11 protein-coding genes are annotated in these 12,308 nt (G+C 68.6%); 8 read left to right on the forward strand and 3 right to left on the reverse strand.

The annotated features are described in order from the left end of the window. Positions 1-8: 8 nt before the first annotated feature. The 6 genes from RUR_RS11710 to amaB all read left to right on the forward strand — a co-directional run bounded on the left by RUR_RS11710 (position 9) and on the right by amaB (position 6,312). Positions 9-749 carry an ABC transporter ATP-binding protein gene (locus tag RUR_RS11710; protein WP_283135012.1) on the forward strand — a complete coding sequence of 247 codons (741 nt, stop codon included), beginning with the start codon at positions 9-11 and terminating at the stop codon, positions 747-749. Next, on the forward strand, positions 746-1,522 hold the full coding sequence (locus tag RUR_RS11715) for an ABC transporter ATP-binding protein (RefSeq protein ID WP_283135013.1): 777 nt from the start codon (positions 746-748) through the stop codon (positions 1,520-1,522). Before RUR_RS11710 ends, RUR_RS11715 begins: the two co-directional genes overlap by 4 nt. After that, positions 1,515-2,384 carry a branched-chain amino acid ABC transporter permease gene (locus RUR_RS11720; protein WP_283135014.1) on the forward strand — a complete coding sequence of 290 codons (870 nt, stop codon included), beginning with the start codon at positions 1,515-1,517 and terminating at the stop codon, positions 2,382-2,384. Before RUR_RS11715 ends, RUR_RS11720 begins: the two co-directional genes overlap by 8 nt. Beyond that, positions 2,381-3,400 (forward strand): branched-chain amino acid ABC transporter permease, encoded by a 1,020-nt coding sequence (locus RUR_RS11725; RefSeq protein ID WP_283135015.1) that lies wholly within the window; start codon positions 2,381-2,383, stop codon positions 3,398-3,400. The genes RUR_RS11720 and RUR_RS11725 overlap by 4 nt, the downstream gene beginning before the upstream one ends. Next, the gene (locus RUR_RS11730) at positions 3,393-4,739 is read left to right on the forward strand and encodes an ArgE/DapE family deacylase (RefSeq protein ID WP_283135016.1); all 1,347 of its coding nucleotides are present in this window, start codon (positions 3,393-3,395) and stop codon (positions 4,737-4,739) included. Before RUR_RS11725 ends, RUR_RS11730 begins: the two co-directional genes overlap by 8 nt. Positions 4,740-4,806: 67 nt before the next feature. Then, positions 4,807-6,312: an L-piperidine-6-carboxylate dehydrogenase gene (amaB, locus tag RUR_RS11735; RefSeq protein ID WP_283135017.1), complete on the forward strand. Its 1,506-nt coding sequence runs from the start codon at positions 4,807-4,809 to the stop codon at positions 6,310-6,312. Positions 6,313-6,384: 72 nt separating this feature from the next. Here the strand turns inward: amaB and RUR_RS11740 are convergent, their stop codons facing one another. Further along, positions 6,385-8,241 (reverse strand): FtsX-like permease family protein, encoded by a 1,857-nt coding sequence (locus RUR_RS11740; RefSeq protein WP_283135018.1) that lies wholly within the window; start codon positions 8,239-8,241, stop codon positions 6,385-6,387. Then, on the reverse strand, positions 8,241-8,381 hold the full coding sequence (locus tag RUR_RS11745) for a hypothetical protein (RefSeq protein WP_283135019.1): 141 nt from the start codon (positions 8,379-8,381) through the stop codon (positions 8,241-8,243). The genes RUR_RS11740 and RUR_RS11745 overlap by 1 nt, the downstream gene beginning before the upstream one ends. 467 nt (positions 8,382-8,848) lie before the next feature. On the opposite strand from RUR_RS11745, the gene RUR_RS11750 reads away from it, so the two are divergent. Further along, positions 8,849-9,502: an HD domain-containing protein gene (locus RUR_RS11750; protein ID WP_283135020.1), complete on the forward strand. Its 654-nt coding sequence runs from the start codon at positions 8,849-8,851 to the stop codon at positions 9,500-9,502. On the opposite strand, the gene RUR_RS11755 is transcribed toward RUR_RS11750, so the two are convergent. After that, on the reverse strand, positions 9,474-10,538 hold the full coding sequence (locus tag RUR_RS11755; RefSeq protein WP_283135021.1) for a GlxA family transcriptional regulator: 1,065 nt from the start codon (positions 10,536-10,538) through the stop codon (positions 9,474-9,476). The two genes, RUR_RS11750 and RUR_RS11755, sit on opposite strands and share 29 nt — an antisense overlap. 293 nt (positions 10,539-10,831) lie before the next feature. On the opposite strand from RUR_RS11755, the gene RUR_RS11760 reads away from it, so the two are divergent. Further along, a complete protein-coding gene (locus RUR_RS11760) occupies positions 10,832-12,271 on the forward strand; it encodes a catalase (RefSeq protein WP_283135022.1) in 1,440 nt (479 codons plus the stop codon). The last annotated feature ends 37 nt before the right edge of the window (positions 12,272-12,308 follow it).

Genomic DNA, 12,308 nt, shown 5'->3' on the forward strand with positions numbered 1-12,308 from the left:
ATCCTCCGGTGACCGCGACGACCAACCAGCACGTACTTCTGAGTGTCCGGCAGGCCTGCCGGACCTTCGGAAGCTATCGAGCCGTGCACGATGTCACCTTCGACCTCACCGAGGGTGAAGTCCTCGGTATCGCCGGTCCGAACGGCGCCGGTAAGAGCACGTTGTTCAATCTGATCACCGGGGTGCCGTTCAACGCCTCCGGCGGCCGGATCGTGTACGCCGGACGGCACATCGAACGACTTCCCGCACACAAGATCGCCCGCCTCGGCCTGCGCCGTACCTTCCAGGCCGATCAGGTCTTCCCGGAACTGACGGCCTTGGAGAACGTCCGCCTCGCGGCGCACTATCTCAACGGGCGCCGGAACTCCCGCTCGACGGCGCTCCAGGCGCTCGAACGGGTCGGGCTCCTGCACAGCGCGCACCTGCGCGGCGGCGACCTGTCCGTCCTGGCCAGGAAGAAGCTGATGATCGCCGGAGCCCTGGTCGGGGATCCGAAGGTCCTCATGCTGGACGAGCCCGCCGGGGGCCTCGACAACGACGATCAGGACGATCTCGCGACCCTGGTCGAGACCCTGAACGCCGACGGGACGACGTTCGTCATCATCGAACACGTCCTGCACCTGCTGCGGCGCGTGGCCAACCGAATGATCGTCATGGTCGCCGGCGAGGTTCTCGTGGTCGGCAGCCCGGACGACGTCCTGTCCGACCCCCGGGTCATCGACGCCTATCTGGGGGAGTCGAACCGATGAGCGCGGACACCGTACGACTCTCGGTGACGAACGTAACGGCCGGTTACGGCAAGTTGCAGGTCGTCAACGGCATCTCCCTGTCGGTTGGGCGCGGGGAGGCCCTCGCGCTCCTCGGGCCGAACGGGCACGGCAAGACGACACTCCTGCGCGCGATCACCGGCCTGGGGCCGCTGACCGGGGGCACCGTGGAACTCGACGGCGAACGCATCGACAGGCTCGGCACACCGGCGATCGTCGAGCGGGGCCTCATGCACGTACCCCAGGGGTGCACCCTGTTCCCGCGGCTCACCGTGGGCGAGAGCCTGAACCTGGCCGGCCGGCTCAAACGGGCGAGGCGGGTCAGGAGCGCCAACCTCGAGCTGGTCCTCGGTCTGTTCCCGAAGCTCGTCGAACGCCGCGGCCAGCCGGTCGGGGCGATGTCCGGTGGGGAACGGCAGATGCTCGCGATCGCGATGGGCATCATGGCCAACCCGAGCGTCCTCATCCTCGACGAGCCGACGCTCGGCCTCGCCCCCAAAGTGCGGCACGAGATCCTGCGGACCCTCCTCGACATCCGCGCGACCGGCCTTTCGCTTCTCGTCGCCGACGGTGACGTCGACTTCCTCTTCGGTCTCGCGGACACCTGGTGCGTCGTCGAGCTGGGGCGGACCGTCGGCCGCGGCACCACGGAGGAGAAGCCGACCCAGGAGCAGATGATGGCCATGTTCGTCGGCGGAGCACACGCCCCCACCGCCCTCGCGGCGGGCCCGGACGAGGAGGACGGCCATGCTTGACGGACTCGTTCCGGTTCTCGTGTCGACCCTCCTGCTCGGGTCGATGTACTCGCTCCTGACCGCCGGGATGTCCCTGATCTGGTCGACGCTCCAGGTGTTCAACTACGCCCACGGCGCGATGCTGATCATCGGCGGGTATCTCATCTGGACGTTGTCCTCGACAGCCGGGCTGCCTCTCCCGCTCGCCGTTCTCCTCGCGACCGTCGCCATGGCGGGCCTCGGCGCGCTCGTCGAGCTGGTCGTGGTGCGACCGCTCGCGTCGCGCCCCGACGGGACGCTGATGGTGATGGTCGCCACGCTGGCTCTCGCCGGCCTCGCCGAAGGCGCCGTTCAACTCATCTGGGGGCCGGAGAACAAGCAGGTGCAGCCGGTGACCACCGCGACGTTCGACATCGCCGGGGTCGCCGTCCGCTGGACCACCGTCCTCGCGTTCCTCCTCGCCGTCGGCCTCGTCGGCGGCCTCATGCTCGTGGTGAACCGGACCGAATGGGGCGCGAGCATCCGCGCCGTCGCCCAGAACCGCGACATGGCGATGTTGCTCGGCATCAAGCCCGGCCGGGTGTACCTGTCCGTGTTCGCGGCCTCGGCGGCGCTCGCCACGGTGGGAGCCCTCGTGTTCGCGACCACCACCACGCTGACCCCGGCCAAGGGGAGCGGTCCCCTGCTCATCGCCTTCGTCGTCCTGGTCTTCGGCGGGACGGCCTCGCTCATGGGCACCCTCGTGGGCGCCTACGCGATCGGGTTCATCGAGGCGTCGACGAGCTATTGGATCGGTCTTCAGTGGAGCCCGGTGGCGGTCTTCGTCCTGCTGGTCGTCGTGATGCTCGTCCGCCCCGAGGGACTCGTCAGGAGAGGCTCATGACGAAGTACGTTCCTTCCCGCCTCATCCGCTGGGCCGGATACCTCGCCATCGCCGTCGTGATCCCGTACGTCTTCGTCGCGCCGTCGAGCCGGCTGCTCGTCTGCACCGCGCTCATCTACGCCCTGCTCGCGGCGAGCTGGAACCTGACCCTGGGATTCGGCGGTATCTTCAACTTCGCCCACGCGGGGATGTTCGGGATCGGCGGCTACGCGATGGCGATCGCGACGCTGAAATTGCAGTGGGCTTCGATCCCCTCCCTCGCCTTCGCCGTCTTGGTCGGGGCGGTCGTCGGCGGGCTGACCTACCTGCCCGTCATCCGGATGCGGGGCATCTACATCGCCCTCATCACCTTCGTGTTCGTCCAGATCAGCTACCACCTGGTCCTGGCGCTCCCCGACCTCACCGGCGGCTCGGGCGGGCTGCCCGGGGTTCCGGCCATGACGATCGCCGGACAGAGCCTCGCGCAGTACGGCGGCCTCGGGTACCTCTGGATGCTCGGAGCCGCCGTCGCCGTCCTGCTCATCGTCCTCGAACTCATCATGGCGAGCCCGTTCGGCCACAGCCTCGTGGCCCTGCGGGACAACGAACAGCTCGCGCGGAGCCGCGGGGTCAACCGGGTCCGCCAGCAGTTCATCGCCTTCGTGATCTCCGGTGCCATGGCCGGCTTCACCGGCGCGATGTACGTCGCGTACTTCAGGGTCGCCGACGTCAGCCTCTTCGGCTTCGGGCTCGTGACCCTGGGGTTGAGCATGATCTTCCTGGGTGGCACGAAACAGATCTGGGGCCCCGTCGTCGGAGCCGTCGTCATCACTCTTGTCAACGACCGGCTCACGGGTCTGGACGCCTGGAGCCCCGTCGTCTTCGCCGCCGGGACGATCGCCGTACTGATCTTCGCGCCGGGCGGGATCAGCGCCGCGCTCACCCGGGGCGTCGCCGTCCTGCGCGGGCGTCTCACGAACTCCGGCCGTCCATCGACCAGTAGTCAGACCCCACAGAGGAGTGTCGAACATGCCTGAAAGCCGCCGCGACGTGAAGAAGGCCGTCCTGGACGCCGTCGACGAACTCGCGCCACGCCTCGTACGGTCGGTCTCCGACGCCATCAAGATCCCATCGGTCAACCCGAAGTACCCCGGACAGGACTACGACAAGATCGTCGGCGCTGAGTCGGACGTCAGCGCCCTCATCGCCGACCTCTACCGCGAGGCGGGCGCCGAGACCGAGCTGGTCGCCGAGGAGGCCAGGCGCGACAACGCCTGCGGTCGCGTTCGCGGGGCAGGCGGTGGAAGGTCGCTCGTCCTCAACGGGCACGTCGACGTCGTCCCCGCGATCCAGCCGAACCTGTGGGACGCTCCGCCGTTCTCGGGACAGATCACCGACACGGCCGTCCTCGGCCGCGGGGCGACCGACATGAAGGGCGGAACCGTCGCGGCCGCGTACGCGGCGCTCGCGCTGGCCAGGGCGGGCATCACCCTCAAGGGCGACCTCGTGCTCCATGCCGTGGTCGGTGAGGAGGTGGGCGACCACAATGCGGGAACCAGCGCCGTTCTGGGCGCCGGATACACCGGAGACGCCATGCTGCTCTGCGAGCCCACCAACCCGACCGACGGGCTGCCGAGCCTTGTCACCAGCACCCCCGGCCTTCTGTGGTTCTCCATGACCATCACCGGCAAGACCGCGCATCCCGGATGGCGCGGCTCGTCCATCCACCCGACCCTCGACGGCGAACGCCTGGGCGTCAACACCGTCGACAAGTACTGGGTGATCTACCACGCGCTGCGTGAGCTGGAGAACACCTGGGCCCTGCGCGACCGGCACCCGCTTTTCGCCCCGGGGCATTTCAGCCTCCTGCCCGGCGTCCTCAAGGCCAACCCCAAGGGGATCGACGTTCCCTTCCTGCTCGCCGACACCCTTACCGTGGATTACTGCGTACTTCACCACCCCGACCGCGGCAACGACGAGGTCAGGGCCGAGATCGAGGAGACCGTCAGGCTCGCCTGCGCCGCCGACACGTGGCTGCGCGAACACCGGCCCGAGTTCGAGTGGAAACTCGACTGGCCGCCGTACAACACCCCGGCCGGCCACGGGCTGGAGGCGTCGGTGAGCAACGCCCACGTCGACGCGCTCGGAGGGGTCGAGTACGCGGCCCCGCCGAAGCGTGAGGGATTCTTTGGGGTGTGCGACATCACGTGGAGCGCGGCCCAGGGAATCGACGGCGTCATCTACGGCCCCGGGGCAGCGAAGACGGCGCACGCCGAGAACGAGTACGTACCCATCCACCAACTGATCACCGCGACGAAGACCTACGCGCTGACCGCGCTGGACTTCTGCGGGATCGCCGACGACCGGCACGCTTAGGGCGCGTCGATCACGCGTCTTCCAGAGCACTTGGCAACACGCCTCCCCAGGGTGAAAGGACACTCCGGTGACAGATATCAGCACGCGGGCTCGCGAGATCCTCGAACGCCTCGGTGCGGGGAACCCCTTCGACGAGGACGGCGAACTGGTCGCCCGTTCGCCGATCGACGGCGGCGTGATCGGCCGGCTGCGCGCCCACACACCGCAGGAGGCCGCGGCCGCGATCGGGCGGGCACAGGAGGCGTTCGAGCTGTGGCGCGCGGTTCCGGCCCCGGTGCGCGGCCGCCTGGTGCGTGAGCTCGGAGAACTGCTGCGCGAGCACAAGCACGACCTTGGGGCGCTCGTCACGATCGAGGCAGGGAAGATCGTGTCCGAGGGTCTGGGCGAGGTGCAGGAGATGATCGACATCTGCGACCTCGCGGTCGGCCTGTCCCGTCAGCTGCACGGGCTGACGATCGCGACCGAGCGTCCCGGGCACCGGATGATGGAGCAGTGGCATCCACTCGGGGTGGTCGGCGTCATCTCGGCGTTCAACTTCCCGGTCGCCGTGTGGTCCTGGAACAGCGCGCTGGCCTTCGTGTGCGGGGACGCGGTGGTGTGGAAGCCGTCGGAGAAGACGCTGCTCACCGCACTGGCGTGTCAGGCACTGATCGAGGAGGCGGCCCGGCGGGCCGGCGCGCCGGACGGCCTCTCCCAGGTGCTGCTCGGTGACCGCGCGATCGGTGAGGCGCTCGTCGACGACCCCAGGATCCCGCTCGTCTCGGCCACCGGTTCGACCCGGATGGGCAAGGAGGTCGCCCCGCGTGTGGCCGCCCGCCTGGGGCGCACCCTGCTGGAGCTCGGCGGCAACAACGCGGCGATCGTCGCTCCCTCGGCCGACCTCGACCTCACCGTGCGCGGCATCGTGTTCTCCGCCGTCGGTACCGCCGGGCAGCGCTGCACCTCGCTTCGGCGGATCATCGTGCACGAGTCGATCCGCGCCGACCTCGTGTCGCGGCTCAAGGCGGCGTACGAGACGTTGCCGATCGGCTCCCCGCTGGAGACGTCCACGCTCGTCGGGCCGCTGATCGACGAGGCCGCCGCCGACGCCTTCCTGCGGGCGATCAAGCGGGCACAGGCCGACGGCGGGACACTGGTCACCGGAGGCACCCGTGCCGACGGTGTCGCCGGCGGACAGTACGTGCGCCCGGCGATCGTCGACATGCCAGAACAGACCGAGATCGTGCGGGACGAGACGTTCGCGCCGATCCTGTACGTGCTCGGCTACCGCGACCTCGACGAGGCCGTCGGCCTGCACAACGCGGTGACTCAGGGACTGTCGTCGTCGATCTTCACCCTCAATGTGCGGGAGGCCGAGACGTTCATGTCGGCGGCCGGTTCCGACTGCGGCATCGCGAACGTCAACATCGGTCCGTCCGGTGCCGAGATCGGCGGGGCGTTCGGCGGTGAGAAGGACACCGGCGGCGGGCGCGAATCGGGTTCCGACGCGTGGCGCTCGTACATGCGACGCGCCACCAACACGATCAACTACTCCACCGAACTGCCACTCGCCCAAGGCGTCGAGTTCAGCTGAGGCCGAGGGGAACGACGAACACGGTGAGCTCGACTGGTGCCGGGTTGCGCGATCAGGGGATCTCATCCCGGCTCAGGCGTGCTCGGTCCGCAGGATCTCACCAGCCGGGCGACGGGCGGCGATCCGAGCCGGTACGGCGGTGAGCGCCGCCACCACGACCACACATCCCACGACCACGGCCAGCAGCTGCCACCAGGGCGGGACCGTCACCGGATCGTCGTCGAGGAACTCCGCCAGTCCGATCCCCATCACCAGCCCCAGCAGGGAGCCGGCCAGCGTGGGCAGCATCTGTGCCGCCGACAAGCCGGCACTGACCTGACCCGGGGTCGCCCCCAGTGCGCGGGCCAGCGCCGAGGACCACCGGGAGTCCAGTGTGGTCGCCCAGATCACACACACCGCGTTGACGGCCGCCTGAACGATCAGCATGATCGTCATCAGTACCAGTACCTGGCTCAGGCCGGTACGGGGATCGACCCCCGGAGCCTTCTCCGCGTAACGGTTGGCATGAACCGCCAACGTGGCGACCACCCCGGTGACCGTCACCGCGATCCCCGCCACGCCCAGCACGGTACGGCGCGGTCGCCGCGCCGCCACCCGCAAGCCCAGGAGCAGCGGCACCGGGAGCCGCGCCGAAGCCGCGATCAGCCAGCCGGACCGCCGTGGCGGGCGAGGTTCGTTCGCCAGCGCGCGAACCGTGCTGGTACGAGCGGCGCGGACCGCTGGGACGAACGTCGCCACACCCGCGATCCCGAGCGCGGCGGCTACCACCACGGCGACCGTCGACGCGGTGAACGGCACCGCACCCGCGCCGCCCAGCAATCCGGCGCCGGGATCGGTCAGCAGCGGCGCCACCGCCCGTCCCACCGCCAGCCCCGGCACCGTCGCCACCAGCGCCACCGCGACATGCTCGGCCAACAGCACCGCCGCCACCAGACCAGGCGTGCCGCCTACGGCTTTCAGCAACCCGACCCGCCGGAACTGATCGGCCATCCGGCCTCCGACCAGCACCGCGATGCTGCCCAACGCGATCAGGCCGAGCAGCCAGGCGCTCAGAATCATGCCGGTGCGCTTGGCTTCCACCAGCCAGCCATGCCCGTCCAGCACGTCCTGCCACGGCACCACGAACGGATCGTTCACCTCAGCCGGCAGGTGTGCCCCGACGAACTCCCACGCCTTCGCCGGGTCGGCCAGCTTCAAGTACGCGACGTAGCCGATGAACCGCCCCCCGGATACAAGCCCGACATCCGATTCCGTGGTCCAGATCAGGCCTCTCGGGCCGGGGCTCAGTCCCCTCGTGTCGGGTTGGGGAGGCGGCTCTGCATGCTCCTGTTTCGGGGGTGGCTTGGGGAGGTGGGACCCCGCCGCACTCGTAGACCAGCAGGGGGCGAAGCAGTGCTTCGGGTACGGACCTGCGGAGGCGGTCGCCGCCACGCCGACGACCTGGAACGACCGGCTGCCCACGGTGATCCGATCACCCGTGCCGAGCCCGAGCGCCGATGCGAAACTCGCCTCGACCACCGCACCGCCGTCGCGCACCCAGCCGCCCTCGACCACCTTGGGCTGGTCGACGACGGCGGGAGTGGTGGTGCGGCCCTGGACATACGCCCCCACGGTCACGCCCTTCGCCGCCACGACCGCCTCCGTGTACGGGTACGGCCCGCTGTGCGCCACCACTCCGGAAACAGCGGTCAGTGCCTCCAGCCGTGCCGGATCGGTATGGGGCACCTCCGTGACGCTGGCGATCACGTCGGGCCCGGAGGTCGCCGCCCGCGTGCTTTCATAGGGCCGGCTGACGACCCCTTGCAGCACCATGCCCACCGTCAGCGAGGCCGTGGCGGTAGCGATCGCCAGCACCAGCAGCGCCGCCTCACCCGGGCGCCGCCGGAGATCCCGCGCGGCGAGCCGTAAGATCAGCAGGATCCGCCCCATCAGTCCTCCAGTCCAGCCGGCTTTCTCAGCCGCCCGTCCTCGTAGTGCGTCAACCTGGTCTCCTTCACGAAAACGCCGTCCCGCATCGAGATCAGCCGGTCGGCCGTGGACGCAACCCGGGCGTCATGGGTGACGATCACCAGCGTCCGTCCCGCTTCCTACAGGCTGTCCAGCAGCCGCAGCATCTCCAGGGTCGCGACACTGTCGAGGTTGCCGGTTGGCTCATCTGCCGGCACCACCAGTGGCCCATCGCTCAGCGCGCGGGCGATTGCGACCCGCTACCGTTCCGCGCCCGACAGCGCCGACGGCAGGTGCCCGGCACGACCGGCGAGCCCGACACGCTCCAGCAGCTCCCCGGCGGGCCACCCGCGGTGACCGCCCGGCCGGCAGCTCCACGTTCTCCACGGTTGTCAGCGCACACCGGCTTCTATGACCACCTCGCCTAGCTAACCGTTACTCATCTAGGCTAACCGTTAGCCGCAGCAGTGTGAAGCCCTCCCCGCGATGTCGCGGATCAAGCGATTCCTGTCCGTTGCCGTGGGCTGCGTAATGCCTTTGCGCTGCGACGCTGAAGGGGTCCCTGACGCTCAAGTAACCAGGAGGTCCCGTGAGCGAGACCATCGCAGGAATCCGGATCCCCGATACCGGCCTTGTCCGTGCGGCAACCGAGGTGGCGCGGAGTGCCACGGACGACGCCGTCGTGGGAGACACGCTGTTCCACCATTCGCGACGCGTCTTCCTATGGGGGATGCTCAAGTCGAAAGCGCGCGGCATCGAGGTCGACCCGGAGTTGGCCTACGTCGGCGGAATGTTCCACGACCTGGGCCTCACCCAGACGTTTCGCAAGCCCGACCGGCGCTTCGAGATCGACGGTGCGGACGCCGCGTTCGGCTTCCTCCGCGACCACGGCCGTTCCGAGGCGGATGCACGCAACGTGTGGCTCGCCATTGCCCTCCACACCACCCCCGAAGTGCCGCTCCATCTCGCCCCCGAGGTCGGAGTCGTCACGCTCGGAGTGGAGACCGATGTACTGGGCGTGGATCTCGGGCAGATCGGCGACGCCGACATACAGGCGGTGGTTGAGGCTCACCCCCGTCCGGATTTCAAGCGTCAGATCCTGCATGCGTTCTACGAGGGGATGGCGGACCGCCCGGACACCACCTTCGGCACGATGAACGACGATGTACTCGCCTACTTCGACCGGCGGTTCAAGCGCACGAACTTCGTCGACGTCATCCGGAACAACGCTTGGCCGGAGTAGCCGGTCGGTGTGTGCCCGCCGAGGTCCGACCTGGTTCCTCGGCCGGGCCAAGCCCTGAGCTCGGCCCGGCCTGGGTGTGTCCGGTGGTCGTCTTGAAGCGGGCCCGGTACTGGCTGGGCGAGATTCCGAATCGGGCCACGAATAGCCGACGCAGGGTTTCAGCACTGCCGAAGCCGACCAGTCTCGCCGTTTCCGCGACGCCGTGTCCGGAGTCCAGGAGCGCCTGAGCGTGGTCGAGCCGGGTGCGTTCGACGAATTTGGCCGGCGAGATGTCGAGCTCGTTGGCGAAGAGGCGCGCGAGATGGCGCGGACTGACCCCGGCGTGCGCGGCGAGTGAGCTGGTGGTGTGCGCGAGCGCCGGCTGCGCGGAGACCAAGTCGACCAAGGCGCGCAGCGTGGGCGTCCGTGGCGCCCGGATCTGGAGTGGCGCCGCGAACTGCGACTGTCCGCCGGGCCGCTGCATGAACATCACGAGGTTGCGCGCCACGTCACGGGCCAGGTCGGGTCCGTGATCCTGCTCGACGAGAGACAGCGCCAGGTCGATGCCGGCGGAGACACCGGCAGAGGTGTAGATGCCGCGGTCATGGACGAAGAGCGCATCCGGCGACACCGAGATCTTTGGGAACGCTCGGGCGAGCAAACCGGCGTACCTCCAGTGCGTGGTGGCCCGCCGCCCGTCGAGCAGCCCCGAGGACGCCAGCACGAACGACCCGGTGCAGATGGACACCATCCGAGTACAGCGGGCCTGCAGTGCGGCCGCGGCGGCGACCAGGTCAGGCGGAATCGGTTTCGTGGGCAGGTTGTCGCCGCCCGAGACCACGACGGTGTCGACCCGTTCGATCCGGCCGACCGCCTGATCGACGGCGAATGCCGTCCCGATCGACGTTGCCACGGCCCGCCCGGAGGTCGACGCATACGTGAGTCGGTAGTGCGCTCCGAAAAGGTTCGCCTCGGAGAAGACCTCGGCGGGACCACAGATGTCGAGCATCTTCACGCCGTCGAACACCAGGAACACGATGTGCCTCGTCCTAGGCATGACGTCGCCTCCTCAGCCGGTCCGGCCCGATGTCCGGAACTGTGTGATCTTTGGCAAGCCTCGGCACCACACTCCCGCTGCCCCATCGCAAAGACTGCACTGAGTCAGGGAGGAGGAGAAGAGGATCCCGATGGTGCGACCCCGGGGTTGTCGAAACAGAGCATCCACACCATCCTCCACGACCTCGAAACACGTCGGCTCGTTTTCCGCAGCCGTGGGCGGTCGACGCCGTGACGCTCTTGAGGCGGACCGGGGACGAGCCGCCAGCCCGACAACACCTACGAGGAGAAGTGATGACAGAGAACGTCACGACCACCCAGACGGGCACGCCGGTCGCCGGCGACGCTCACTCCCTTACGGTTGGCGCCGACGGTGCCACCGTGTTGCACGACCGCTACCTGGTCGAGAAACTGGCCCAGTTCAGCCGCGAGCGGATCCCGGAGCGAATCGTGCACGCCAAGGGCGGCGGCGCATTCGGGGAACTCGTCGTCACCGAGGACGTCAGCCGGTACACCCGAGCCGCGCTCTTCCAGCCCGGGACGAGGACCCGCCTTCTCCAGCGCTTCTCCTCGGTCGCGGGCGAGCAGGGATCGCCGGACACCTGGCGCGACGTACGCGGCTGGAGCCTGAAGTTCTACACGAGCGAGGGAAACTACGACATCGTCGGCAACAACACCCCCGTCTTCTTCATTCGCGATGGCATGAAGTTCCCCGACTTCATCCACTCGCAGAAGCGACTGCCGGGGTCCGGCCTGCGCGACGCCGACATGCAGTGGGACTTCCTCACCCTGTCGCCCGAGTCGGCGCATCAGGTCACGTACCTCATGGGTGACCGCGGCCTTCCACGATCGTGGCGCACCATGTCGGGCTACGGATCGCACACCTTTCAGTGGATCAACGCCGCAGGGGAGCGGCACTGGGTGAAGTACCATTTCAAGCCGCTGCAGGGAAACGCCGATATGGCCGAAGCCGAAGCCGAGGCGATCGCCGGTGCCGACGCCGACTACTACCGACGCGACCTTTATGAGGCGATTGAGCGCGGTGATTTCCCTTCCTGGGAGGTCAACGTGCAGGTGATGCCGTATGAGGACGCGAAGACGTACCGGTTCAATCCCTTCGACGTCACCAAGGTCTGGCCGCACGCGGACCATCCGTTGATCAAGGTCGGTACATACACCTTGACTGAGAACCCGCAGAACTTCTTCGCCCAAATCGAGCAGGCGGCCTTCTCCCCGGCGAACACGGTCCCGGGCGTCGACATCAGCCCCGACAAGATGCTCATGGCGCGGGTCTTCTCCTACCCGGACGCCCAGCGATACCGCGTCGGCACCAACTATGCCGAGATTCCGGTCAATGCGCCCGTGGCGCCCGTCCGTTCGTACAGCCAGGACGGTCTCGGTCGCCACCGCTTCAAGCCCGCGTCCGCCCCTGTCTACGCTCCGAACTCCTTCGGCGGGCCGGCGGGCGACGCCGCTGCCGCAGGCAACGGTGGCTGGGAGTCGGACGGGGAGTTGCTGCGGTCCGCCGCCGGCCTGCGCGCGGACGACGACGACTTCGGCCAGGCCGGACGCCTGTACCGTGACGTCTTCACCGACGCCGGCCGCGAACGCGTGATCGCCACACTCGTCGGTCAAGGACTCCGAATTCGTGACGACGGCATCCGCGATCGGTTCGTGCGGTACTGGACCAACGTGGACGCGGACCTCGGTGCCGCCATCGCCGCCAAACTGTAGGCCAAGGGCGATTCACGCAGACGTGACCGCGTCACCG

Origin of the sequence: Rhizohabitans arisaemae (assembly GCF_025996515.1) — a bacterium.
Lineage (GTDB): Bacteria > Actinomycetota > Actinomycetes > Streptosporangiales > Streptosporangiaceae > Rhizohabitans > Rhizohabitans arisaemae.